The sequence below is a fragment of the Solibacillus sp. FSL K6-4121 genome (assembly GCF_038002585.1).
Classification (GTDB): domain Bacteria; phylum Bacillota; class Bacilli; order Bacillales_A; family Planococcaceae; genus Solibacillus; species Solibacillus faecavium.
Genome location: NZ_JBBOCS010000001.1, coordinates 817,975 through 842,894, shown reverse-complemented (window position 1 = coordinate 842,894; position 24,920 = coordinate 817,975). Strand labels below are relative to the sequence as shown.

At 37.1% G+C, this 24,920-nt stretch carries 25 protein-coding genes; 17 read left to right on the top strand and 8 right to left on the bottom strand.

The genetic code is table 11. From position 1 onward, the window contains the following. Positions 1-30 precede the first annotated feature (30 nt). Positions 31-738: a DUF554 domain-containing protein gene (locus MHH95_RS04325; protein ID WP_340726557.1), complete on the top strand. Its 708-nt coding sequence runs from the start codon at positions 31-33 to the stop codon at positions 736-738. On the opposite strand, the gene yyaC is transcribed toward MHH95_RS04325, so the two are convergent. After that, positions 655-1,281 (bottom strand): spore protease YyaC, encoded by a 627-nt coding sequence (yyaC, locus tag MHH95_RS04320; RefSeq protein WP_340726556.1) that lies wholly within the window; start codon positions 1,279-1,281, stop codon positions 655-657. The genes MHH95_RS04325 and yyaC overlap by 84 nt on opposite strands. A gap of 115 nt (positions 1,282-1,396) precedes the next feature. On the opposite strand from yyaC, the gene MHH95_RS04315 reads away from it, so the two are divergent. The 3 genes from MHH95_RS04315 (at position 1,397) to ychF (ending at position 3,748) form a co-directional block, all read left to right on the top strand. Beyond that, positions 1,397-2,314, top strand: a complete 918-nt coding sequence (locus MHH95_RS04315; protein WP_340726555.1) for a mechanosensitive ion channel family protein — start codon at positions 1,397-1,399, stop codon at positions 2,312-2,314. Positions 2,315-2,317: 3 nt separating this feature from the next. Further along, complete coding sequence (locus tag MHH95_RS04310) at positions 2,318-2,518, top strand: DUF951 domain-containing protein (protein WP_191701059.1); 201 nt, start codon at positions 2,318-2,320, stop codon at positions 2,516-2,518. 129 nt (positions 2,519-2,647) lie between these two features. After that, the gene (gene ychF, locus MHH95_RS04305) at positions 2,648-3,748 is read left to right on the top strand and encodes a redox-regulated ATPase YchF (protein WP_340726554.1); all 1,101 of its coding nucleotides are present in this window, start codon (positions 2,648-2,650) and stop codon (positions 3,746-3,748) included. A 93-nt stretch (positions 3,749-3,841) separates the two neighbouring features. Here ychF and MHH95_RS04300 read toward each other — a convergent pair whose 3' ends face one another. Beyond that, positions 3,842-4,378, bottom strand: a complete 537-nt coding sequence (locus tag MHH95_RS04300; protein WP_340726553.1) for a DUF3267 domain-containing protein — start codon at positions 4,376-4,378, stop codon at positions 3,842-3,844. A gap of 176 nt (positions 4,379-4,554) precedes the next feature. Between MHH95_RS04300 and rpsF the strand changes: the two genes are divergently transcribed. From rpsF to rpsR, 3 genes are read left to right on the top strand one after another with little or no spacing between them, the layout of a single operon-like run. Beyond that, entirely contained in the window at positions 4,555-4,845 is a 291-nt protein-coding gene (gene rpsF / locus MHH95_RS04295) for a 30S ribosomal protein S6 (RefSeq protein ID WP_191701062.1), read from the top strand. Positions 4,846-4,882: 37 nt separating this feature from the next. Beyond that, complete coding sequence (gene ssb / locus MHH95_RS04290) at positions 4,883-5,443, top strand: single-stranded DNA-binding protein (protein WP_191701063.1); 561 nt, start codon at positions 4,883-4,885, stop codon at positions 5,441-5,443. A gap of 41 nt (positions 5,444-5,484) precedes the next feature. Next, the gene (gene rpsR, locus MHH95_RS04285; RefSeq protein WP_191701183.1) at positions 5,485-5,724 is read left to right on the top strand and encodes a 30S ribosomal protein S18; all 240 of its coding nucleotides are present in this window, start codon (positions 5,485-5,487) and stop codon (positions 5,722-5,724) included. 161 nt (positions 5,725-5,885) lie between these two features. Here the strand turns inward: rpsR and rbsB are convergent, their stop codons facing one another. From rbsB to MHH95_RS04255, 6 genes are read right to left on the bottom strand one after another with little or no spacing between them, the layout of a single operon-like run. After that, the gene (rbsB, locus tag MHH95_RS04280; RefSeq protein ID WP_340726552.1) at positions 5,886-6,824 is read right to left on the bottom strand and encodes a ribose ABC transporter substrate-binding protein RbsB; all 939 of its coding nucleotides are present in this window, start codon (positions 6,822-6,824) and stop codon (positions 5,886-5,888) included. A 16-nt stretch (positions 6,825-6,840) separates the two neighbouring features. Beyond that, positions 6,841-7,782, bottom strand: coding sequence for a ribose ABC transporter permease (gene rbsC, locus MHH95_RS04275; protein ID WP_340726551.1), 942 nt, complete (start codon positions 7,780-7,782; stop codon positions 6,841-6,843). Continuing rightward, positions 7,769-9,265 (bottom strand): sugar ABC transporter ATP-binding protein, encoded by a 1,497-nt coding sequence (locus tag MHH95_RS04270; protein WP_340726550.1) that lies wholly within the window; start codon positions 9,263-9,265, stop codon positions 7,769-7,771. The genes rbsC and MHH95_RS04270 overlap by 14 nt, the downstream gene beginning before the upstream one ends. 15 nt (positions 9,266-9,280) lie before the next feature. Further along, complete coding sequence (rbsD, locus tag MHH95_RS04265) at positions 9,281-9,670, bottom strand: D-ribose pyranase (RefSeq protein ID WP_340726549.1); 390 nt, start codon at positions 9,668-9,670, stop codon at positions 9,281-9,283. Beyond that, on the bottom strand, positions 9,667-10,545 hold the full coding sequence (rbsK, locus tag MHH95_RS04260) for a ribokinase (protein WP_340726548.1): 879 nt from the start codon (positions 10,543-10,545) through the stop codon (positions 9,667-9,669). Before rbsK ends, rbsD begins: the two co-directional genes overlap by 4 nt. Then, a complete protein-coding gene (locus tag MHH95_RS04255; protein WP_340726547.1) occupies positions 10,542-11,528 on the bottom strand; it encodes a LacI family DNA-binding transcriptional regulator in 987 nt (328 codons plus the stop codon). The genes rbsK and MHH95_RS04255 overlap by 4 nt, the downstream gene beginning before the upstream one ends. Positions 11,529-12,007: 479 nt before the next feature. Between MHH95_RS04255 and MHH95_RS04250 the strand changes: the two genes are divergently transcribed. The 10 genes from MHH95_RS04250 (at position 12,008) to MHH95_RS04205 (ending at position 24,912) form a co-directional block, all read left to right on the top strand. After that, positions 12,008-12,955: a YybS family protein gene (locus MHH95_RS04250; RefSeq protein WP_340726546.1), complete on the top strand. Its 948-nt coding sequence runs from the start codon at positions 12,008-12,010 to the stop codon at positions 12,953-12,955. Positions 12,956-12,968: 13 nt separating this feature from the next. After that, a complete protein-coding gene (locus MHH95_RS04245; protein ID WP_340726545.1) occupies positions 12,969-14,948 on the top strand; it encodes a DHH family phosphoesterase in 1,980 nt (659 codons plus the stop codon). Further along, a complete protein-coding gene (gene rplI, locus MHH95_RS04240; protein ID WP_340726544.1) occupies positions 14,945-15,391 on the top strand; it encodes a 50S ribosomal protein L9 in 447 nt (148 codons plus the stop codon). The genes MHH95_RS04245 and rplI overlap by 4 nt, the downstream gene beginning before the upstream one ends. A 12-nt stretch (positions 15,392-15,403) precedes the next feature. Beyond that, the gene (dnaB, locus tag MHH95_RS04235) at positions 15,404-16,756 is read left to right on the top strand and encodes a replicative DNA helicase (RefSeq protein WP_191701073.1); all 1,353 of its coding nucleotides are present in this window, start codon (positions 15,404-15,406) and stop codon (positions 16,754-16,756) included. Positions 16,757-16,938: 182 nt separating this feature from the next. After that, positions 16,939-18,225, top strand: coding sequence for an adenylosuccinate synthase (locus tag MHH95_RS04230; RefSeq protein WP_340726543.1), 1,287 nt, complete (start codon positions 16,939-16,941; stop codon positions 18,223-18,225). A 288-nt stretch (positions 18,226-18,513) separates the two neighbouring features. Then, entirely contained in the window at positions 18,514-19,983 is a 1,470-nt protein-coding gene (locus MHH95_RS04225; RefSeq protein WP_340726542.1) for a M23 family metallopeptidase, read from the top strand. A 232-nt stretch (positions 19,984-20,215) separates the two neighbouring features. Continuing rightward, positions 20,216-20,926 (top strand): response regulator YycF, encoded by a 711-nt coding sequence (gene yycF / locus MHH95_RS04220; RefSeq protein ID WP_191701184.1) that lies wholly within the window; start codon positions 20,216-20,218, stop codon positions 20,924-20,926. A gap of 5 nt (positions 20,927-20,931) precedes the next feature. Beyond that, complete coding sequence (walK, locus tag MHH95_RS04215) at positions 20,932-22,767, top strand: cell wall metabolism sensor histidine kinase WalK (protein ID WP_340726541.1); 1,836 nt, start codon at positions 20,932-20,934, stop codon at positions 22,765-22,767. After that, a complete protein-coding gene (locus MHH95_RS04210) occupies positions 22,764-24,089 on the top strand; it encodes a YycH family regulatory protein (RefSeq protein ID WP_340726540.1) in 1,326 nt (441 codons plus the stop codon). The genes walK and MHH95_RS04210 overlap by 4 nt, the downstream gene beginning before the upstream one ends. Next, the gene (locus MHH95_RS04205; RefSeq protein WP_340726539.1) at positions 24,076-24,912 is read left to right on the top strand and encodes a two-component system regulatory protein YycI; all 837 of its coding nucleotides are present in this window, start codon (positions 24,076-24,078) and stop codon (positions 24,910-24,912) included. The genes MHH95_RS04210 and MHH95_RS04205 overlap by 14 nt, the downstream gene beginning before the upstream one ends. Positions 24,913-24,920 lie beyond the last annotated feature (8 nt).

Below are 24,920 nucleotides of genomic sequence, written 5' to 3'. Positions count from 1 at the left end.
AGCAGATAGCAACTAGAAAGAGGAAAGATCATGGTATTATTAGGCTCTTTATTAAACTCACTATTTATTGTAATTGGGACATTAGTGGGACGATTATTTAGAAATATTCCGGAATCAATGCAACAAACTGTTATGTCAATTATCGGTTTAGTTGTTGCTCTCTTAGGAGTTCAAATGGGATTAGAGGGTGATAACTTCATTCTATTAGTAATTAGTTTAATAGTGGGAGCTGTTATCGGAGAATGGCTCAACCTAGAGGAAAAGTTCAACCGCTTTGGTCAATGGATTGAATCCCTTTTCGGAAAACGTGCACAAAAAGGAACGATTGCAGAGGGGTTTATTACTGCATCGCTCATTTTTGTTATAGGTTCCATGGGAATTATTGGTGCCCTTGATAGTGGTTTACGTAATGATCATAATGTATTAATTACAAAAGGAATAATTGATGGTTTTATGTCGATCATTTTAGCCTCAACGTTAGGCATTGGCGTAATATTGTCAGCAATATCTGTATTAATATATCAGGGAAGTATTGCATTATTTGCAGGTGTCATTAGTACATATATTCCAACAGAAGCGCTTAATCTATTTATTAAAGAAATGACAGCTACAGGTGGTGTTATGATTATAGCAATTGGGTTAAATATTGCGGGTCTAACGAAAATTCGAATAGCCAATTTGCTGCCAGCGATTTTGATGGTCGGAATACTCGTAACGATTATTTTTCTGTTTCAGTAAATGACGCTGCCATGCTAAAACGAGTGCACGTACAATTTTATCACTCATAGAATAGGTAACATGAAGCCTTGTATTTTGAAGTACTTTTGCTTCCATAAAGCCTCCTACATTAACAATTCCTTTAATAGAAACATTTCCAATGGGAGGTAATTCCTTTTTAACAGCCTTTCCAGGAAAAAGAGGACCATGCTGGATTAAAATTGAACCAATTGCATTAGACTCTCCTAAACAAGCATCAATGGCGATGATGAATGCATTTTCATTTTCTTTTATGAGCTGCTCGTAACGGTCAACGATATTCAATGCATGAAGGGGTGCTTCTAGGGTTCCAACAACCGGGAATGGGAAAGAAAAGGTTTGGTGCAGCTGGCTCCCGATAATCGGACCTAATGCATCCCCAGTTGAGCGGTCTGTACCGATACAACAAAAAATAAGTTTTTCATGTTCAAATGGAACCATTTTCAAAAAGATTTCACTTAGCTCCCAAACAGCGCTTGTCTGTTCATAATGGACGCTATAGTTTTCTGGACAGGCTTGTGTCACATGTAGTCACTCCTTTAAATTTAAGTAGATTATATTACTCGAGAAATAGTGTGAAATACGATATATTTATGCAGTATATTCATTTTTAAAGTTTGTTATACAAGAGGTGGTAAATTTGGAAGAAGATTTAAATTTAGAAGAAGAAATTAATTTTGAAGATATAGCCACTACGGATTTAAAAGGGCTTGCTCGCTATACGACACAACTTTGGGATTACGTCACTAGCCAGGATTTTTGGGATATGATTATATTGGCTAGCGCAAAAATCCTAGCAATCCTTGTTATTTCATATATCGTTGTTTTTGTTGGTAAAAAGGTGATTCATCGTGTCTTTATGCTGCGTGTAAGAAATAATGAGCGTCGACAGCTTACGATTGTAAAGCTCTTACAAAGTGTACTGAGTTATTTAGTGTATTTCTCTGCTATTATGGGAATTTTATCTGCTGTGAATATTCAGGTAGCAGGTCTATTAGCAGGGGCAGGTATTGCTTCTGTGGCAATTGCTTTTGGAGCTCAAAACTTAGTGAAGGATGTCATTACTGGTTTTTTCATTATTTTAGAGGATCAATTTGGAGTAGGGGATTTTGTGAAAATTAATACGGCAGAAGGTACCGTTATGGAAATTGGTCTTCGTACAACGAAAGTAAAGGGCATAACAGGGGAACAATTCATTATTCCAAATGGAAGCATTATAGACGTTGTTAACTATTCCATCAATAACTCAAAAGCTACGATTAGTATGCAAATTCCGCTTGAGACAAATATTGAAAAAGTTCAAATGATAATTCAAAACTATTTGGATACGTTGCCTGAAAAACACGAAGAGCTTGTTACTGCTCCTGTCTTTTTAGGAATCACAAATACGACAAGCACAGAAGCTACAATTGGCATTACACTCGAAACATTGCCTTTACAACAGTATTCAATTTCTCGAGTGATTCGAAAAGATGTAATGGATATCTTAACACGTAACGGTATCCCTCTTGCTGTACCAAAAATGATGTTTTATGAGCGAAATCAAGGAGGAGAATAAAAGATGGAAGCAAAACAATACGCTCTTAATGACGTTGTAGAAATGAAGAAACAACATCCTTGTGGCACAAACGAATGGAAAGTAATTCGACTAGGTGCTGATATTCGCATAAAGTGTGAGGGCTGCGGACATAGTGTTATGATTCCACGGCGTGAATTTGAGAAAAAAATGAAGAAAGTTTTACGTCAAGCAGAAGAAGTATAAAAGCAAAATAGACTTTTAAGTGTGTAATCAATATAATAGACAAGGTTATAGAAATTTAATGGACAGAAAAATCCATATAATTTATGATTTCAAATAAAAATGAAGTGAATATAGAAAGGTTGTGTCAAAATGGCATTAACAGCTGGTATCGTAGGTTTGCCGAACGTAGGGAAATCGACTTTATTCAATGCAATTACAAAAGCAGGTGCTCTTGCGGCTAACTATCCGTTCGCAACGATCGAACCAAACGTAGGTAGCGTAACTGTTCCAGATGAGCGTTTAGACAAATTAACAGAATTAGTTGTACCGAAAAAAACAGTTCCAACTACATTTGAATTTACAGATATCGCGGGTATCGTAAAAGGCGCTTCTACTGGTGAAGGACTAGGGAATAAATTTTTAGCTCATATTCGTGAAGTAGACGCAATTTGCCAAGTTGTTCGCTGCTTTGAAGACGAAAATATTACCCATGTTTCCGGCACAGTAAATCCAATTGATGATATTGAAGTTATTAACTTAGAGCTAATCTTAGCGGATATGGAATCAGTGGATAAGCGTATTGCACGCGTTGCAAAAATGGCAAAGCAAAAAGATAAAGAAGCAATGGTAGAAGAACCAATTCTTCAAAAAATTAAAGAAGTATTAGAAGCTGAAAAACCAGCTCGCGCGGTAGATCTTTCGGATGATGAGAAAAAGATCATCAAAGGATTACACCTTTTAACGATTAAACCAATGCTTTACGTTGCAAATGTTTCAGAGGATGAGGTAGCTGATCCATCTGAAAACAATTATGTAAAAATGGTTCAGGAATACGCAGCAACTGAAGGCGCTCAAGTAATTACAATCTGCGCAAAAATTGAAGAAGAAATTTCTGAGTTGGAAGATGAAGAGAAAAAAGAATTTTTAGCGGAATTAGGAATTGCTGAATCAGGGTTAGACCAATTAATTAAAGCTTCATATAGCTTATTAGGTTTAGCAACTTATTTCACTGCTGGTGTTCAAGAGGTTCGTGCGTGGACATTCCGTAAAGGGATGAAAGCACCACAATGCGCGGGTATTATTCACTCTGACTTTGAGCGTGGCTTTATCCGTGCTGAAACTGTGGCATATACGGATTTAGTAGAGTACGGTTCGAAGCCAGCTGCTAAAGAAGCAGGACGCGTACGCGCTGAAGGTAAAGAATACGTTGTACAAGATGGCGACGTACTGGAGTTCTTATTTAACGTATAAAATTTAAGCGAAGGAATTGACCGGAAAATGATTTTCGGGGCAATACCTTCGCTTTTTCTTATTCAATTTAGCCATTAGATTACTAGAAAACAATTAGAAATAAACATATAATTTTGGCTCTTTCGAATCGTCCTTTACAGTTGCATCGTTAGGGTATTTCCGCAATTCTTTATACATATAAAAATCGCCCATTGCTCCAGCTATTAAAAACGCTCCGACAATAACTATCATAAAGTTATCAAGCGTTAAACCGATAATTGTGGGTACAATACCTGTAGTCCAAAATGGAAGTAATAATGCTTTTTTCATGGCCGCATTTGTTAGTGGTTTTTTTGTAGTGGCATAGGCGACACCAAGTTTTAAATTGATACCATAATCCAGTTCTTTATATGGAACACCGCCAAATAGCATAAAACCAATTAAGTGAAACGCTTCATGAAGAATAATGAGTACTATATATGCTACAAAAAAATTGAAAAAATCAAACAAGGTAAATTCACCTGTAAAACGCTGATGAATAAGGGCATTTAAACCAACTAATAAAACAATTAAAATGATAGTTAATATTAGATTATCCCGCGCTATCTTTTTCATATTCAATTCAATTACTACTGGCTTTTTATCATACATAAAATCCCTCCCTTACAGAGAAGTATAACAAAAATTGAATAAACATAAGAGTTATATTAGGTTGCGTCTAATAGGAAACTATGTTACAATTCATTGATGTGAGTAATAAGAATTTACTTACTCCTTGCTCCCTATTTAATAGGAGAGCCCAAGTCCATAAGGAGGTGCAAACACAAATGAGAAAGTACGAATTAATGTACATCATCCGCCCAAACATTGAAGATGAAGCGAAGAAAGCTTTAGTAGAGCGTTTCAACGAGATCTTAACTTCAAATGGTGCAGAGATCACAGAAGCAAAAGATTGGGGTAAGCGTCGTTTAGCTTACGAAATCAATGACTTCCGCGAAGGTTTCTACCAAATCGTGAAAGTTAACGCTGGTACTGAGGCTATCAACGAATATACTCGTTTAGCAAACATCAGCGAAGACATCATCCGTCACATCGCAGTACGCGAAGAAGAAAAATAATTTTTAACTTAAATGCTGAAAAAAGGAGGGTGCATTGATGATTAACCGTGTAGTATTAGTCGGAAGACTTACAAAGGATCCAGAGCTTCGTTATACGCCGAGTGGAGTTCCAATGGCACGTTTTACGGTTGCCGTAAATCGTACTTTTTCGAGCCAGTCAGGTGAACGCGAAGCAGATTTCATAGGCTGTATTGCTTGGAGAAAACAAGCTGAAAACTTAGCAAACTTCATGAGAAAAGGGAGTTTGATTGGTGTAGAAGGTCGTATTCAAACAGGAAGCTTTGAAGGACAAGATGGAAAGCGTGTGTACACAACAGATGTCATTGCCGATGCAGTGCAGTTCTTAGAACCGCGTGGAGGAGCTAATGCATCTCAAGGTTCACAAGGTCAACAATACAGTGGTGGGCAAAATTATGGTGGTCAGCCATCTTATAATCAGCCAAACCAGCAATTTGGAGGCTCGCAACAACCACAGGATTCTTACGGTTCTTATCAACAGCCATCTCAAAATCAGCAAAATTATACACGAGTAGATGAAGATCCATTTGCGAATAGCAAAGGACCAATCGAAGTTTCTGAAGACGATTTACCGTTCTAAGAACTTAGCATCTATTATTAAAAATTAAAAGGAGGAACACGATAATGGCACCACGTCGCGGAGGCCGCAAACGCCGTAAAGTTTGCTACTTCACTTCAAATAACATTACGCACATCGACTACAAAGATGTAGATCTTTTAAAGAAATTCATCTCTGAGCGCGGTAAAATTTTACCACGTCGCGTAACTGGTACTTCTGCTAAATACCAACGTAAACTTACAAACGCAATCAAAGTTTCACGTATTATGGCATTACTACCATTCGTTGCTGAAGAAAAATAATATGTTTAAAAGTACAACACAGGCTTAATTGACCTCTGTTGTACTTTTTTTGTTTTCTAAAGTTTTTGCCTATATTCCCATAATAAAAGCTGCCACTAAATTTCTTGTGGCAGCTACAGGAATGCAACAGCCTATTTGCAGACCGTTACATGTATTTCTATTTATTTTTTAATTAACTCAAGCTTTACCGGTATAGTATTTTCAACTGTTTCACCGTTTAAATAAGCAATCGCAGTCTCCATCGCAATATTCCCGATTTCATCTGGTTTTTGTGCAACAGTAGCGGCTAGTTTCCCTGCCTTTACAGCAGCCACAGCATCATCAGTCGCATCAAAGCCCACTACGACAATCTTTTTACCCGAAGCAGAAATGGCTTCTTGTGCACCTAATGCCATTTCGTCATTGTGTGCAAATACGGCAGTAACATCAGGATTGGATTGCAAAATATTCTCCATTACCGTTAAGCCTTCTGAACGATTAAAGTTTGCTGTTTGCTTTGCAACGACATTTAAAATACCTGTAACAGCTTCATTGAACCCTTGTCCGCGATCACGTGCAGCAGAAGAACCTGCGACACCTTCCAATTCAACGACTTTGGCACCTTCACCAACTAACTCTGTAATATATTCACCAGCCAGCATCCCGCCAGCCACGTTATCAGAAGCGATATGTGATACGACTTCGCCACCTTCAGATGAACGATCCACTGTAATTACAGGGATATTTACTGCATTCGCAGATTCTACAGCAGTTGCAACAGCAACAGAATCTACCGGATTAATGATGATTAAATCAACTTTTTGTTGGATTAAATCTTCAATATCAGAAGCTTGCTTTGATGCATTATCTTGCGCATCTACAACCGTTGTTTTCACTCCGAGCTCTGTTGCCTTTGCTTCCGCATTTTCACTTAACGTCACGAAAAATGGATTATTTAAAGTTGAAATAGATAAACCGATTGTCAACGTATCATTACTACTCTCAGAAGGTGTAGCAGATGTACCAAAAGAAGGCTCCAAAGAGAAACCAGGCTTTACCGAACAAGCCGATAACATTACAGTGGCCATAAGTGCCATTAAAAATATCAATCGTTTTTTCAAGCTAATGACCTACTTTCTATGCTGTTTTTTTACGGTCAATTAATACCGCGATTAAAATAACAATTCCTTTTACAACTTGTTGGAAGAATGAAGAAACACCGATTAAGTTTAAACCGTTATTCAACACACCGATAATTAAGGCACCAACTAATGTACCAAAAATCCAACCTTTACCGCCTGTTAAACTTGTACCACCTAAAACCACTGCTGCAATAGCATCTAACTCATAAGAAGTACCAGCTGTTGGCTGTGCAGAGTTAAGGCGAGATGTTAAAATTAGTGCGGATAACGCAGCTAACATACCTGTTAATGAATAGACGGCAATTTTTATACGATCTACATTGATTCCTGATAATTTAGATGCTGCTTCATTGCCGCCTACTGCATAAACACGACGACCGAATGTTGTTTTATGCATAATTACATATAACGCAATGAAAGCTAGAATCATGGTACATACCGGAACTGGAATACCGAAGAAGTATCCTTTCCCTAACATTTGGAATGTAATTTCATTTCCTAAGTCAGAAACAGGGCGACCATCCGTGTATACTAACGTTAATCCACGGTAAATTGTCATTGTTGCCAATGTTGCGATGAATGGTGCAACTTTACCTTTTGCGATAATAACACCATTTACAGCACCTAGAATAGCGCCTAACAGTAGTGCAGCAAAAATTGTTAACACGGGGTCCATACCTGAAGCAAGCATTGTGGCAGCTACGGCACCTGTAAGGGCTAATGTCGAGCCAACCGATAAATCGATCCCGCCAGTTAAAATAACAAAAGTCATCCCAAATGCGATAAGCGCACTTATTGATACTTGACGTAAAATATTTAAAACATTATCTGTTGTCATAAAGCTTGGATTTAAAATCGTAATGACAATTACAATTAAAAATAATCCTAAAAGAGGACCTAGCTTTCCTAACATTTCTTTTGAGCTAGTTTTTAACAACTTCTTCTCCTCCTGTTGCGTAATGCATAATAGTTTCTTGTGTTAAGTCAACGTTGTCTAAAATAGCTGTTTGACGTCCTTCTTGCATGATCATTACACGGTCCGCCATACCTAACACTTCCGTTAGCTCTGAGGAAATCATTAAAATGGCTACACCTTCCTCGGCTAACTGGTTCATAATCGAGTAGATTTCTTTTTTTGCGCCAATATCAACACCGCGAGTCGGTTCATCCAAGATTAAAATATCCGGTTTTGTACTTAACCATTTCGCAATAACTACTTTTTGCTGATTCCCGCCGCTTAATGAGCCAACAGCTTGTGTCGCATCACTGCAGCGAATATTTAGCTGTTCAATATATTTTGCTGCTTGTAATTGCTCTTGTTGTGTTTGAATAAAGCTACCCTTTGCAATTGATTTCAAATTTGTTAAAAACATATTTTCTTTAATTGAAAAATCTAAAACAAGACCCTCTGTTTTACGGTCTTCCGTCACAAATCCAATTCCGTGTTTCATCGCTTGGATCGGATTTTTTATCGTCACCTTTTCACCGTGAATTAAAATCTCACCTTTTGACTTTTTAAGGTTTCCGAAAATTGCTTGGGCCACTTCTGTACGGCCTGCTCCCATTAAACCGGCAAAGGCTAAGATTTCCCCTTTACGAATTTGGAAGTTAATATCTTTGCATACCGCAGGACATGTTAGCCCTTTTACTTCTAATGCAACCTCACCAATTTTTGCGTCACGGCTTGGGTAACGTTCACCAAGTTCACGTCCAACCATCATTTTGACTACTTCATCAAAAGTTGTACTAGGAATTTCACGTACGCCAACATATTCACCATCACGCAAAATCGTAATACGATCACAAATTGCAAAAATTTCTTCCATACGATGCGAAATATATACAAAGGAAATGCCTTTCGCTTTTAGTTCGCGAATCGTTTCAAAAAGCGTTTCAATTTCACGGTCTGTTAAAGCAGCTGTCGGTTCATCCATTACGATGTATTTCGCTTCTGAATTAATTGCTTTGGCAATTTCAATGAGTTGTTGTTTTCCCACTGATAAGGAACCTGCAGGCTGACGTACATCAATGTGTAAGCCGAGCTTTGCTAACAGGGTCTGTGCTTCTTTGTTCATTTGGCGTGTACGCAGGAACCCCGTACGACCAATTGTTTTTTCTTTTCCTAAAAACAGGTTTTCCGCTACAGATAAATGCGGCAGAATATTTAATTCTTGGTGAATTACGTGAATACCTAAGCTTTCCGCGTCCTTTGCAGAAGTAAAGGTATAGGACTGTCCGTCTACCAGCACATCACCTTCGTCACGTGAGTAGATGCCAGCCAGAATCTTCATCATTGTTGATTTACCGGCACCATTTTCACCCATTAGCGCGTGGATTTCTCCATCTAAAAGCGTAAATTCAACATTGTTTAATACGACGTTGCCGCTGAATGCTTTTTTTATGCCCTTCATTTCGATCATATTCCGACACCTACCTTAGAAAATTACACCACTTTGCAGCATGATGTTAGCGTATGGCGTCATTTCGCCAGTGCGAATAATGACCTTTGCTTCGCTAGACATATGTTTGAATTGCTCATGTGATAAATATGTAACCGGTTCCACATTTTGCAAAATAAATGAATGAATTGTTTTGTTTGCTACTTTAATTTCTTCAGCTAAGTAACTATGTTCTACCTCTAAATCTTGTAACACAGTTTCTAAAATAGCTTTAAATCCGGGTTCACCTAATTTATAGGCTAAATCTATACATGTGACACCGTCTGGAATCGGTAAGCCACAATCTGCAATGACAATTTTATCTGTATGACCTAAACGTGCAAATATACCTGCTAATTCACGATTTAAAATGCCTTGTTTTTTCATTTTGTGCCTTCCTTTCGAGCAATAACTTCCTCTAATTTTGGCATACCACCTTGAGCGCCAAATTTTTCAACGGATAATGATGCTGCAATATTTGCGAAAAATACCGCTTCTTCAATTGATTGTCCATTTGTAACAGCATGCGCGAATGCACCGTTAAATGTATCCCCGGCACCTGTTGTATCAACAGCTATCGTTTTGTATCCTTTTACATGTACATGTTTTTCACCATCAAAGTAGCGCGCACCATTATCGCCTAATGTCACAATTAATTGATTTGGATATTTCTCTAATGCTGCTTCTACATCATTTCCAAATAATAGAGCACACTCAGTTTCATTTGGTGTTAAGTACTTTATATATGGCATCCATTCTATATCGAAGTTTGCTGCTGGAGCAGGGTTAAATAGTACTGGCACTTGAAGCTCTTTACATAATTTCAAGCTGTATTCAATCGTTTCTACTGGGATTTCAAGCTGCATTACAACTAACTGACTGTTTTCAATAACAGTTTTAGCAGAAGCAATCACCTCTGGGGTTACTTTAGAATTGGCACCTGGTACAACGACAATACGATTATCTGATTCATAAAGTAAAATATTTGCGATGCCTGTCGCCCCATTTGTATTCATAACTAAGCTAGTATTTATATTTTCTTCATTCAGATTTGCACGAAGTTCCGTACCGAAACTATCTGAGCCAATAGCACCTAACATTTTAACTTGACTGCCTAAACGTGCAGCAGCTACAGCCTGGTTTGCCCCTTTACCCCCTGGAACCGTTGTAAATAGACTTCCTAAAACGGTCTCTCCTTGTTTTGGAAATACATCCATTTGAACGACTAGGTCCATATTGATACTTCCTATTACCGTTATCATTTTGCAGCTTCCTTTCTCGTCGTACCACGTACAATTAATTGTGCATCTATATTTAATACCGTTTGTTTCATTTCTTTGCCTTCAATTTGCTCAATTAACATGGTTGCAGCAGCAGCACCCATTTTATATAAGTCCTGACCGACTGTTGTTAGAGCAGGTGATACCATCTCACCGAGCGAGATTCCGTCAAAGCCTACAATTTGCAGTTCTTCCGGTACACGTTTTCCTAGTTTGTGTGCAATATGAAGCGCAGCAATTGCTAATGTATCGCTGCTCGCAAAAATACCATCAATATGAGGGTGTATAACTAAAGTCTGTTCAATCACCTTAGCAGCTTCTTTAAAATCAAATGAAGTTGCTACAACAATTGGATCTAGTCCTTGTTCATCAATCGCTTCAAGAAAACCTAAAAGGCGATCATCTGCAGTTTTTAAACCTTGTGGACCTCGTATACATAATAAATTTTCTGCACCATTTGTGAGCAAATATTCAGTCCCAAGCATGGCCCCTTTTCGGTTATCAGTCGTCACAGTAGGTATTGTTACATCAATTATCCGGTCAAGTGCAACTATTGGTGTATTGATGGACATGTAAACAGAGGGATCCATTAAGCTTGTCGTCACAATTAAACCTGCAACATATGTTTGCGATAACCGTTCGATATATAACAATTCTTTTTCAATTTGCTCGTCTGAATTACAAAGAACTACCGTATAACCATAAGACCAGGCCATGTCTTCAACGGCACGAGCTAACTCTGGAAAATATGGGTTTTTTATATCTGGCACAATCAGGCCGATTATATTTGATTGTTTTTTACTTAATGAACGTGCAACACTGCTTGGCTTATAATCTAGCTCTTGAATGGCTTGTTCAATACGTTCTGAGGATCTTTTACTTACATACCCATTTTGGTTTAGGTAGCGTGATACTGTCGCCACAGAAAGATTCGCAATCTTTGCAACATCTTTAATGTTAACCATCACTACGCCCCCATAAAATGAAATATGTTACCGGTTACATAATATATGCTATACAATACAAAATGTCAACGAAATAAAGGACATAACAGACAGGAAATGGGCTTTTAAAACATAGAATTTGGTTATTCAAAAGAAAAATACTCCATATTAAGCTATACTAAAATATTTAAAATGACATACTATTACTTTGTTTAGTGTTTTTGTTACTTGAATAATAAGGTAAAAACCCAATCTACTCCTATAAATGGTAGGATATCATCCCGCACATTACACGAGGTCGAAGCTGAATGTATTATATATCGACTAATTCGTACTTCTCATCGTAACCGTTAGTTTGTTTGGTCATTCAAAAATGGTACAATGGAAAGGTGAGAAAAGTTGAAAGTAGACAAGTCAAAATATCGACAAAAGATGGTTGCAAGCTCTGTATGCTACATGCACCATAGCGTCTTACCAACAACAGATAAGGAAGGTTCTCCATGCAAATTAATCAAACAAGAAAGTTAGCACATGGTGCTATGATGATAGCTATTTTTACTGTGCTGATGGCTATCGTATTTTATATTCCTATGGCGAATATTATTGCAGCCGTCATAGCTCCTTTACCGATGATTTGGTATAGCGCCAATTACGATCGAAGGTCATCATTTTTAGTTGCAATAATTGCTGTAGTCGTCACTTTTTTTATTGGCGGTTTACTACTGATACCCGCCTCACTGATTTTTGCAGCATCAGGTGTGGCAATTGGGGATGCTATTTACAATAAAAAAAGCAAAGTATTTATGTTTATATCTACGAGCATTGTCTTACTCGTAACATTTGCTATTCAATATGTCATATCATTACGTTTGTTTGAAGTAGATTTTATCCGTGATTCGATGGAACTCATGAAGACAAGCTATATTGAATCGATTAAAATGACGGAAAAGCTGACAGGACAGGCAACACCAAAAGAAGTAATGGATAATATAAACAATATGCTGAATATGTTAGAAATGACTCTACCTGCTTCGATTACGTTGGCAATGCTGCTTGTATCCTTCATAATCATCACTGTTAACTTACCGATTCTAAAGCGATTGAAAGTAGATGTACCAAAGTTTGGGAAGTTTAGTGAGTTACGCTTACCAAGATCGGTCCTATGGTATTATCTCATTGCTTTATCCATTAATTTATTTGTTCAGCCTGAACCAAACTCTTCATTAGCCGTTATTATGTTAAATATTTCAATGATTTTATGGATATTGCTAACATTACAGGGGATTTCTTTTATCCATTTTGCTATAGATGCATTTGGTTATCCTAAATTTATAAAAGTACTAAGTACAATTGTTGCCATTCCACTTTATTCTTTTGTTATATTAATTGGTATTATCGATTTAGGCTTTAATGCAAGAGATTACATTCGGGAAAAGAGTCAAAAGTGAGGAGCTGATTGAAATGGGCAATTTTCGCAAAAGACCAATTCGATATCCACTAGTAGTCTTGTTTTTACTAGGTGTAGTGGCAGCTATCCTTATGATGATATGGAATGTATGGATTGGGGTCGCATTTATAATCGTGTATTTAGGAGTTGCCTATTATACGTTAAAGATTGAAGCATTGACGTACAAAGACACAGAGCAACATATAGAAGCACTTTCCTATCGGATGGAAGATGTGGGAAAAGAGGCATTTCTTGAAATGCCATTCGGAATTGTATTATTAAATGATGACTTTACTGTGGAATGGGCAAACCCATTTATGCTTCGGGTATTACAGCAAGAATCATTAGTCGGAGTTGAATTGGATACGATTTCAGATGAATTACCTATACTTATAAATGAAGAACAGAAGAATGAAACGGTTGTGGCGATACATGACCGAAAATATCATATTTATTATAAAGAAGATGAAAAGTTATTTTACTTCTTTGATGTTACCAAACAAGTTCAGATAGAAAAGCAGTACTTGGCAGATCGTACCGTGTTGGCAATACTATTTATTGATAATTATGATGAGCTTACATCAGGTATGGATGACCAAGCGAGAAGTGTAACAAACACAATGATGACTTCTATTGTGAATGAATGGGCCGCACATTACGGTATTTTCGTAAAAAGAATAGCATCCGATCGTTTTATGGCCGTATTGAATGAATCGATATTAGCAGAGCTTGAGCAAAAGCGTTTTTCTATATTAGATGTAATACGAGAGCGAACGATGATGCAGAAGAACCTGTCATTAACTTTAAGTATTGGGATTGGAGCAGGCTCTCAATCATTAGTGGAGCTTGGCCAATTAGCACAGTCAGGTCTGGATTTAGTATTAGGACGCGGCGGTGACCAAGTGGCTATCAAGCAATCAAATGGTAAAATTCGCTTTTATGGTGGGAAAACAAACCCTGTTGAAAAGCGAACGAGGGTGCGTGCCCGTGTAATTTCGCATGCACTTAGTGATTTAATACAAGATAGTGATCAAGTATTTATAATGGGACATAAAAATCCAGACATGGACTCAATAGGGGCTAGTGTCGGTGTACGTAAAATGGTCGCAATGAATGGAGTCGAAGGATTTGTAATCGTAAATTTTGATGAAGTGCGCGGCAGTGTAGGCCGTTTGATGACCGAATTGGAGCAAAAAACGGATTTTTACAATCGTTTTATAACACCTGATGAAGCTTTATCAAAAATAACACCAAAATCTCTCGTAGTCATTGTGGACACTCATAAGCCAAGTATGGTAATTGATAGCCGATTATTAAGCAGGACAGATAAGGTTGTTGTCATTGACCACCATCGTCGCGGTGAGGAATTTATTAATAATAGTCCAACATTGGTATATATGGAGCCATATGCTTCCTCCACTGCAGAACTTGTTACAGAATTGTTGGAATATCAACCACAAAACGAAAAATTACTGCCTCTTGAAGCAACAGCGTTATTGTCTGGTATTATAGTTGATACAAAGAGCTTTACACTTAGAACAGGTGCACGTACATTTGAAGCTGCTTCCTATTTACGTACATTTGGAGCAGATACGGTTTTAATTCAACGCTTGCTAAAAGAAGATGTAGGAACATATGTCGAGCGATCAAAAATTATTCAGACAGTTCAATTTCCTTATACAGGCATTGCAGTCGCGCATGGTGAGGAAACTAAAGTATATGATTCAGTATTAATCGCCCAAACTGCGGATATTTTACTGACTATGAAAGATGTGGGTGCTTCTTTTGTTATTGCACATCGCAATGATGGATTAATTGGCATTAGTGCACGTTCTTTAGGAGACATCAATGTACAGCTTGTAATGGAAAAGCTTGGCGGCGGCGGGCACTTAACCAATGCAGCTACACAGATGAAAGCAGAAACTATTGAAGAAGTAAAAAATCATTTAATTGAAGCTATTAGCGAAATAGTCGAAGGGAGCAAGGAATCATGAAAGTAGTATTTTTAAAAGATGTAAAAGGTAAAGGTAAAAAAGGTGAAATTAAAGAAGTTGCTGAAGGTTACGCACGTAACTTTTTAATTAAAAATGGTTATGCAAAAGAAGCGAATAATCAAGCGTTGAGCGAAATTCAAGGTCAAAAGCGTTTAGAAGAAAAAAATGCAGCTGCAGAACTACAAGCAGCGAAAGATCTAAAAGAACAGTTAGAGGCTATTACAGTAGAAGTAAAGGCGAAATCAGGTGAAGGTGGACGTTTATTTGGTTCAGTTTCTACAAAGCAAATTGCAGATGCACTACAAAAAAAGCATGGCTTTAAAGTAGATAAGCGTAAAATGGATTGTAATGATGGAATCCGTTCATTAGGCTTTACAAATGTTCCTGTTAAGTTACATCAAGATGTAAAGGCAACGTTAAAAGTACATGTAATTGAAGAATAAGGAGCGACAACAATGAACGAATCCATGATGGACCGCGTTCCGCCGCATAATAATGAAGCCGAACAATCGGTTATTGGCGCAGTTTTCCTTGATCCACAAGCTCTTATAACAGCATCTGAAATTGTTATTGCAGATGATTTTTATCATATTGCACATCAGAAGATTTTCCAAACGATGCTGAATTTAAGCGATCAGGGGAAAGCGATTGATGTTGTAACTGTTACAGAAGAATTATCAGCGAAAAAAGAGCTGGAGGATATAGGTGGCTTAAGCTATATAACGGAACTGGCAAATGCAGTACCGACAGCTGCCAATATTGCACACTACGCAAAGATTGTAGAAGAAAAGGCGATATTACGTCGCCTTATTCGCGTTGCCTCTAAGATTGCGGATGATGGATATACGCGTGAAGATGAAGTAGAAGTGCTCTTAGCAGAAGCTGAGAAAAAAATGCTTGAAGTTTCAAACCGAAAAAATGCGGGAGACTTTAAGCACGTAAAAGATGTATTAGTTCAGACATTCGATAATATTGAACAGCTACAATCACGTGCCGGAGACGTTACAGGTATTCCAACCGGTTTCCGTGACTTAGATAAAATGACTGCTGGTTTCCAACGCAATGATTTAATTATCGTGGCAGCTCGTCCATCGGTTGGTAAAACAGCCTTTGCATTAAATGTTGCACAAAGTGTTGCCGTAAAGGCGCGTGAAAATGTTGCGATTTTCTCTCTTGAGATGGGTGCCGATCAACTTGTCATGCGTATGTTATGTGCGGAAGGCAATATTGATGCACAACGCCTACGTACAGGGGATTTGCAAAATGAGGACTGGGGTAAGTTGACGATGGCGATGGGAAGTTTATCGAATTCGGGAATTTATATTGATGATTCACCAGGTGTTCGGATGGCGGATATTCGCGCCAAATGCAGACGATTAGCAAAAGAGAATGGGTTAGGAATGATTTTAATCGACTACTTACAGCTAATTTTAGGTAGTGGTAAGCCTGGCGAGAACCGTCAACAAGAAGTATCCGAAATTTCACGTTCATTAAAAGGCTTGGCGCGTGAATTAAAAGTTCCAGTTATTGCGCTATCACAGCTATCACGTGGTGTAGAACAACGTCAGGATAAGCGTCCGATGATGAGTGACTTACGTGAATCGGGTTCGATTGAGCAAGATGCGGATATTGTAGCGTTTTTATACCGTGATGATTATTACGATAAAGAATCGGAAAGTAAGGATATTATCGAGATTATTATCGCGAAACAACGTAATGGTCCAACAGGTACAGTAAGTTTAGCATTCCGGAAAGAATACAATAAATTTTTAAATTTAGAATTTACCCCTCCACCACGCGAGGAATAGACATTAAACACGAACGTTTCACATAATCGACATGTGTACGTTCGTGTTTTTTATTGACTTTTATGTTTCGGAATTGTTAAAATGTTCATGCTTCATCATTAAGGAATAAAAAGTAAGTTTTATTAAAATGAATAGGATACTTAATACTTTTTAAGGATTCAATTCGTCGGAGGTGCTCGTATATGACAGCGGTAGTTGTAGTAGGTACACAATGGGGAGACGAAGGAAAAGGTAAAATTACAGATTTCCTTTCTAAAAAGGCAGATGCAATAGCTCGCTTTGCAGGTGGCGATAATGCAGGACATACAATAAAAATTGGTGAAGAAACGTATAAGCTTCACTTAATTCCATCTGGGATATTTTATTCTGATAAATTGTCGGTAATCGGCAATGGTGTTGTTATTAATCCAAAGTCCATTGTAACTGAATTAAAAGGTTTACAGGAAAGAGGTATTGATACTTCTAATTTGAGAATTTCAAATCGTGCGCATGTAATTTTGCCGTACCATATTCATCAAGATATCGTTGAGGAAGCGAGCCGTGGTGATGAGAAGATTGGTACAACAGCAAAAGGAATTGGACCATGCTATCAGGATAAAGTAGCCCGAATCGGCATACGTATTGCCGATTTAATGGATAGACCGACTTTTGAAAAGAAGTTACGTGAAAACTTAATTTTAAAAAACCGCCTATTTACGAAATTTTATGAAGTAGAAGGCTTAAATTTTGAAGATATATTTGAAGAGTATTACGCGTATGGACAAGAAATAGCCCAATATGTAACGGATACTTCAAAAGTGCTGAATGATGTAATTGATGAAGGTGGAAAAGTGTTATTTGAAGGAGCTCAAGGAATTATGCTTGATGTCGATCAAGGAACATATCCTTTCGTAACTTCATCAAATCCTGTTGCGGGAGGCATTGCGATTGGATCAGGCGTAGGTCCTACTGCAGTAGAACGCGTAGTAGGCGTATGTAAAGCTTATACATCCCGAGTGGGAGATGGTCCGTTCCCATCAGAACTACACGATGAAATTGGTCAACAAATTCGTGAAGTGGGCCGTGAATATGGTACAACGACAGGTCGCCCACGCCGTGTTGGCTGGTTTGACGCGGTAGTTGTTCGCCATTCACGTCGCGTTTCAGGAATTACTGACTTAGCATTAAACTCCATCGATGTATTGTCAGGCCTAGAAACAGTAAAAATTTGCACAGCATATGAGTATAATGGAGAGCAAATTACAGAGTACCCGGCTAACCTTGAAATAATTAAACAATGTAAGCCAGTATATGAAGAGTTACCTGGATGGTCAGAAGATGTAACGGGTGTCCGTACAATGGAAGAGTTGCCGGAAAATGCACGCAACTATATTAATCGTATTGTAGATCTTACAGGAATTCCGTTAACAACATTTTCAGTTGGTCCAGCTCGTGAACAAACTAATATTGTTAATGGTATCTGGGAATAATAGAAGTGCGCTGTAGAGGGGTATTAAAAGTCATTTGGCTTTTGATACTCCTTTTTCTATGCTATTCAAGAGTTAAAAAGAATAAAAAGGTACTAAAAAATATAAAAATAGCTCGATTAATTAGAATGTAACAATTTTTTAGATAATAATACAATTTCATTACAAAAATATTGAAGTAGTTCATTTGGTATGAGAAATATGGTACAGTGGCAAAGTGTGTTTTAACGCTTAAAGATAAATAGATGGACTAAAAATTATAGATTAGACATAGTTGGAAGGAGCTTTATCATGAGTTCAAAAGGAAACAAGTTAGGCTTGGGCAATTTAAAACAAAGTCTAAGGAATCGTCATAATGGAAAACTAAAAATGACTGCAATTTTTGCGTTACTCGTTTCTACGGTGACATTCAATCTAGGTTTCGCGAATGAAACAGATAAAGAAAAATTCGCTAAAATTTTCCATGTTTATGTAGCTGATACATATGTTGGATCTGTTGCAGATGAAGCAACAGTAGAAGAAGTTGTACTAAATAAAGAACTAGAGGCTAGTAAAAAGTATGAAGATTTAAAGGTCGATGCTAGTGCCGAAGTTAAAATTATTCCTGAGCAAGTATTTACAGTAGATGCAAATGAAGAAGAAACGATAAAAAACCTTCAAGAAGCATTGACGGTTCAAGCTCAAGCTTACTCGCTACAAGTAGAAGAGACAGTCGTTGCTTCATTGAAGGATAAAGAAGATTTTGAAGCTGTAATTGACGGATTAAAGCTTCAGTATATTACTCAATATCAATTGAATAAATTGAAAAACAACTCAACTAATGATTCATTACCCGAATTGAAAAAAGATGAAACACGTTTAATCGATGTTGCCTTATCAGCTCCAATTACGGGACAGGAAGATTTAGCAAAGCCTGAAGAAATTGTTTCTGTTTCAGAGGCGGTCCAGTTATTACAAACAGGTTCAATAGAGCAAGAAGCCTATACTGTAAAATCTGGGGATGTGTTGGGCTCCATAGCATCTGCACATGGTTTAACAACGGCACAATTGCTAAATTTAAACCCTTCTCTTAAAGAAAATACAGTACTTCAGATTGGTCAAGAATTAAATGTAACAGTAGAAAAACCATTTGTTACTGTGAAGGCAGTTTATGAGAAGAAAAAAATTGAAGAAATTGATTTCGCCAAAATTGTTGAAGAAGATCCAACAATGTTAAAAGGTGAAAAGCTTGTTAAGCAAGAAGGTAAAAAAGGTAAAAAAGAAGTTACTTATTTAATTTCAGAAGAAAATGGTGTACGAACAGAGCGACTTCAATCTGTGGAAAATATATTAGTAGAACCTGAAAATCGTATAGTCGTTGTAGGAACGAAGGTTATTCCTTCTGTTGGAACAGGGACATTTGCTTGGCCAGCAGTTGGAGGTTATGTTTCAAGTAATATGGGGCATCGTTGGGGACGCTATCATTATGGAATCGATATTGCGCGACCATCCAATTATACGATCAAAGCTTCAGATAATGGGGTTATTAAAACAGCTGGCAGTCATTCAACTTATGGGAACTATGTTGTGATCGACCATAATAATGGTTTTGAATCACTATACGCTCACTTATCGCGTATTGACGTATCAGTTGGACAAGTAGTAGAACAAGGATCGGCGCTTGGACAAATGGGTTCAACAGGTCGTTCCACAGGAACTCATTTACATTTCGAAATTCACAAAAATGGTTCAGAAGTAAATCCATTATCATATTTAAATTAATCTGGGAGGTGTGTTAAAAGCTTTGTCTTTTAGCACACTTTTTTCAATATACAGCACTTTTCGAATTTAGAACTAAAATTCGAAAAAAATTAAAAAATATTTCCTGGAAAATAATTTATGGGAAACATCTGTATAATGCATCAAATCGTAAAGCGTGATAGAGTAATGATAGTAAATTATAAAATTACTTTTTATTTCATATAGAATTTATTAGGAAAGAGGTATATAGATGATGGATAAAACAATTTTAGTTGTAGATGATGAAAAACCAATTGCAGATATTCTACAATTTAACTTAATTAAAGAAGGTTATCGTGTAATTTGTGCATACGATGGAGACGAAGCACTACAAAGAGTTGAAGAAGAGCAACCAGATTTAATGCTGTTGGATATTATGCTTCCAAAGCGTGATGGGATGGAAGTATGTCGTGAAGTCCGTAAAAAATATGATTTCCCTATTATTATGCTAACAGCAAAAGGCTCGGAGATTGATAAAGTATTAGGTCTTGAAATGGGTGCAGATGATTACGTTACGAAACCATTTAGTACGCGTGAACTAATCGCACGTGTGAAGGCAAATATGCGTCGATTAAATGTCCCTGCTCAAGTAGAAGAAGCAACAGCTGAATCGAATGATATTGTTGTAGGTTCATTGACAATTCAGCCTGATGCATATTTAGTGTTAAAGCGTGAAGACTCCATTGAGTTGACCCATCGTGAATTTGAATTATTACACTATTTAGCAAAACATATTGGCCAAGTAATGACACGTGAACACTTGCTGCAAACGGTTTGGGGATATGATTACTTTGGAGATGTACGTACAGTAGACGTGACAATTCGCCGTCTGCGGGAAAAAATTGAAGATAATCCTAGTCATCCTTTATGGATTGTGACAAGACGAGGTGTCGGTTATTATTTACGAAATCCTGAACAGGAGTAGACTGCATGCAAAAAGTAAGCTTTTTTAAATCAATTCATGTAAAGCTTGTATTAATCTATGTACTTTTAATTATTATTGCGCTCCAAATTATTGGTATTTATTTTTCAAAGCAGCTTGAGACGAATTTGAAATCAAATTTCCAAGATTCCATTCGTCAAAGGATCGAGCTTGTACACTATAGTATTCGTGAAGAAATGATTAAAGAAGTGGATGATACGGCACCTTCAATAGAGTTAAGGTTAAGCACAATTTTACAGGAAGTTTCTACAGAAGATATTAATAAAATTATTGTTGTTAATAATCGCAGTCGTATTCTAGCTACCTCGGATGCAAATAATCAGTCTCTAGTGGGTCAACGGGCAAATGAAGATAATATAAGTAAAGCGATGTCCGCCGAAACGTTATGGGATAGTATATCGCTCGACCGTGATACAGGGCAGCGAGTCTGGCTGCTTGCATACCCCATAACCGATACAGTGGGGCCAAATGGGGAAGTAAGAGGTGCTATATATGTCGAATCTAATATTGAAAAAGTATATGAACAACTAAATGAAATAAACCGTATTTTTGCTGCCGGTATTGCAATGTCTCTGGCTATTACAATTATTTTAGGAATACTTGTTGCACGAACGATTACAAGACCCATTTCCGATATGCGTAAACAGGCGCAAGCGATGTCAAAAGGAAATTATTCGCGAAAAGTACGTGTATACGGAACAGATGAAATCGGTCAGTTAGCGATTGCTTTTAACCATTTAACTAATCGCCTACAAGAAGCGCAGTCTACGACAGAAGCTGAACGCCGAAAGTTGGCAAGCGTTCTAAGTAACATGACAGATGGAGTTATTGCAACAGATCGCAAAGGCAAAATTATATTAATTAATGAGCCTGCTTTGGATTTACTTCATGATACACGGGAATCTACATTAAATCGTCCAATTGCTTCTGTTTTAGGGCTGGATCAGGAATATAGCTTTGAAGATTTAATTCATATGAAAGATCCGGTAAACCTTGATTTTAGCATGAATGATGCACCTTATATTTTACGAGCTAACTTCTCTGTTATTCAAAAGGAAACAGGCTTTGTTAATGGTTTAATTACTGTATTGCATGATATTACCGAGCAAGAAAAAATTGATATGGAACGTCGAGAGTTCGTAGCGAACGTATCTCATGAGCTTCGTACACCCCTTACTACAATGCGTAGCTATTTAGAGGCATTGGCAGAAGGTGCTTGGCGTGATGAAAATATTGCACCGACGTTTTTGAATGTAACACAAACAGAAACCGAGCGCATGATTCGTTTAGTAAATGATTTATTACAGCTTTCTAAAATGGACAGCCAAGAGTATGAATTGAATTTAGGATTTGTAGAGTTTAATAAGTTTTTCACTCAAATTATTGATCGCTTTGAAATGTCGAAGTCACAAAATGTAGATTTTATCCGCTTACTTCCAGAGAAAAGCTATTTTGTTGATATTGATACCGATAAGCTCACACAGGTAATCGATAATATTATTTCAAATGCATTAAAATATTCTCCAGATGGTGGTAATATCCGATTTGGGTTTACTGTACATGATAATATGCTTCGTGTCATGATTTCGGATGACGGGATGGGAATTCCAAAGGAAAATGTAGCACGGATATTTGATCGCTTCTATCGTGTAGATCGAGCACGTGCACGATCAATGGGTGGAACTGGCTTAGGACTTGCAATTGCCCGCGAAATGATTGAAGCACATGGCGGAAAGATTTGGGCAGAAAGTGAGGAAGGTCAAGGTACTACGATATTCTTCACTTTACCATACGAATTGGATGAAGCGGGGGATTGGGAATGAAATATGTCGAACAAGTAAAATCAATTTTATTAACATTCCTCGTTTTGCTCAGTATTATTTTGACGCTTCTTATTTGGAACTATAAGCCTGACTATGGGTTAATAGAAGAAACACAAATTGAGGAAGTTATGGTCGGGGATTCAAAGGAACTGAAAGATGTATTAAAGCCTTATCGACTGTTGTACCGGCAAAACGACGAATTTTTTGGCACAGTATCTCCAAGTGTTTTAAATGAACTCTACAGCTATTTACAATCATGGCAAACGAATGAGCTGATTTTAATTAATAGCAACCTATCAGATGAAAAAATAAATGAAATTATAAAAACGAATAATCGTATCACGATGTTTTTCAATGGTGAGGTTCCGTTACAGGTTTTTTCAAAAGTTGTATCATTTAATGATAAGACAATACCGGAAGCAAGCTTTACTCGTCTAATTTTAGACTGGTCAACTGTAGAAACAAACAATCAGTTACAACTGCTCTTTTTGAATACAGAAAAACGGATATTATATAGAGCATATGTAGATTTAGTAAATAGAGACAAGTTTTTGACAGAAGTAATTAAGCCTGCAAAAGATTATATTCCATATGTAGAAATAGAACGAGATTCATTACGTTCATTGTATGTCTCAAAAGATCCGATTCAATCAACACGCTATACGTATTTAATACAGGAGATTCCTCCAAATTTATTTAAATCAATTGTTTTTACACAACCGAAAATTGTACAGCGAAATACTGAAAGTGAACATTCGGAAAGGTATAGAGATGATACATCATTAATGACGGTGGATACTAAGAATCGCATGCTTAATTATGTGTATCCGCCTGCAGAAAGTATTGCGCCAATTCTATCATCGAGATTACTGATTGATAGCTTTGATTATATAAATGATCATGGTGGATTTACAGGAGACTATCGATTCTCTTCGATGAATATAGATAAGCATATAACTGAATATCAACTGTTTTTACATGGATTGCCGATTTATAGTAATAGTAATATGACGACGACAACCCGCATCATAACAACATGGGGTGAAAATCGTATTTTCCGTTATCGACGTCCTTATTATTCTATCGCAACAGAAGGCGAAGTTTATAGATCACAGAAAGAATTAGTTTCTGGTGAACAAGTAATCGAATATATTCGAAAAACGGATAACTCATTTAAAGATATTGATGAAGTTGTTGTTGGCTATTATTTCGCGCAAGATGAAGCGTTCATTTTAGAACCTAGTTGGTTTACCATTTCAAACGATGAGTGGACCCGCATTTCACCTGAATATACAGGGGGGATTATAAATGGATTGGAGTAGAACCAAATCTATTTTTATATGGGTGTTTTTAATATTGAATCTCTTTTTATATACGCAATATCTAGAAAGCTATAACGAAGGTCAACTAATTGAGGTTTTAGGAGAAACGACGAAAAAAATCGAAGCGCGTTTGAAAGAAGATAATATTACTTATATAGCACTTCCAAATAACAATGAGAGTGCAGCTTATTATTCTGGGCAAATCAAAAAATTCTCACCGGCAGAAATTCCATTTTTCCCAAATCAGTTTACACAAATCGAAAATGAAAACAAGCTGATTGTCACGATGGAAAAGCCAGTAAAGCTTCAGGAAAACGGTGGCAGGAATCCATTTCTTGAATTTCTTTATAATTATGTACATGAAGGCGACTCCTATGTATTATGGAATGTTGATGAAGAAAAAAGAGAGGCTACATTTTTCCAGAAGGTAAATAACTTAACACTGTATTACAATGTACGAGGTTATGTGAAAATTTACTGGGATGATGAAAATCGTGTGTATGCGTATGAGCAAACAATGCTGGAAAAACATGAGAAGCTAGATAAACAACAAAATTTATTAACGGCAATACAAGTTCTGCAGATCTTAGATAATAAAAATTTATTAAAACCAGATTCTCAAATTTTAGAGATGAATATTGGCTATTCCACAATTTTGCAATTACCACCAACTCAGGTTTTTGCGCCTACTTGGGAAGTGCGTGTGAAGCTAAAAGATGGTCAAGAAGAAATACATTTTGTAAATGCAGTACAAGGCAAGATTGTGGAATTACAAAATGATTTATCCGAAATCGTCGAAGAGACGGAGGATTTGGAAGAGTAGGGAGTTTT

Excerpts from the sequence above, each read along its gene's own strand:
- MHH95_RS04270 (WP_340726550.1), bottom strand. The coding sequence starts at position 9,265 with ATGATCGAAATGAAGGGCATAAAAAAAGCATTCAGCGGCAACGTCGTA.
- MHH95_RS04325 (WP_340726557.1), top strand. The coding sequence starts at position 31 with ATGGTATTATTAGGCTCTTTATTAAACTCACTATTTATTGTAATTGGG.
- MHH95_RS04210 (WP_340726540.1), top strand. The coding sequence starts at position 22,764 with ATGAAATATGTCGAACAAGTAAAATCAATTTTATTAACATTCCTCGTT.
- MHH95_RS04310 (WP_191701059.1), top strand. The coding sequence starts at position 2,318 with ATGGAAGCAAAACAATACGCTCTTAATGACGTTGTAGAAATGAAGAAA.
- dnaB (WP_191701073.1), top strand. The coding sequence starts at position 15,404 with ATGAACGAATCCATGATGGACCGCGTTCCGCCGCATAATAATGAAGCC.
- MHH95_RS04245 (WP_340726545.1), top strand. The coding sequence starts at position 12,969 with ATGGGCAATTTTCGCAAAAGACCAATTCGATATCCACTAGTAGTCTTG.
- rbsD (WP_340726549.1), bottom strand. The coding sequence starts at position 9,670 with ATGAAAAAACAAGGCATTTTAAATCGTGAATTAGCAGGTATATTTGCA.
- rplI (WP_340726544.1), top strand. The coding sequence starts at position 14,945 with ATGAAAGTAGTATTTTTAAAAGATGTAAAAGGTAAAGGTAAAAAAGGT.
- yycF (WP_191701184.1), top strand. The coding sequence starts at position 20,216 with ATGGATAAAACAATTTTAGTTGTAGATGATGAAAAACCAATTGCAGAT.
- ychF (WP_340726554.1), top strand. The coding sequence starts at position 2,648 with ATGGCATTAACAGCTGGTATCGTAGGTTTGCCGAACGTAGGGAAATCG.
- MHH95_RS04255 (WP_340726547.1), bottom strand. The coding sequence starts at position 11,528 with ATGGTTAACATTAAAGATGTTGCAAAGATTGCGAATCTTTCTGTGGCG.
- MHH95_RS04230 (WP_340726543.1), top strand. The coding sequence starts at position 16,939 with ATGACAGCGGTAGTTGTAGTAGGTACACAATGGGGAGACGAAGGAAAA.
- MHH95_RS04300 (WP_340726553.1), bottom strand. The coding sequence starts at position 4,378 with ATGTATGATAAAAAGCCAGTAGTAATTGAATTGAATATGAAAAAGATA.
- walK (WP_340726541.1), top strand. The coding sequence starts at position 20,932 with ATGCAAAAAGTAAGCTTTTTTAAATCAATTCATGTAAAGCTTGTATTA.
- MHH95_RS04205 (WP_340726539.1), top strand. The coding sequence starts at position 24,076 with ATGGATTGGAGTAGAACCAAATCTATTTTTATATGGGTGTTTTTAATA.
- rpsF (WP_191701062.1), top strand. The coding sequence starts at position 4,555 with ATGAGAAAGTACGAATTAATGTACATCATCCGCCCAAACATTGAAGAT.
- MHH95_RS04250 (WP_340726546.1), top strand. The coding sequence starts at position 12,008 with ATGCAAATTAATCAAACAAGAAAGTTAGCACATGGTGCTATGATGATA.
- ssb (WP_191701063.1), top strand. The coding sequence starts at position 4,883 with ATGATTAACCGTGTAGTATTAGTCGGAAGACTTACAAAGGATCCAGAG.
- rbsK (WP_340726548.1), bottom strand. The coding sequence starts at position 10,545 with ATGATAACGGTAATAGGAAGTATCAATATGGACCTAGTCGTTCAAATG.
- MHH95_RS04225 (WP_340726542.1), top strand. The coding sequence starts at position 18,514 with ATGAGTTCAAAAGGAAACAAGTTAGGCTTGGGCAATTTAAAACAAAGT.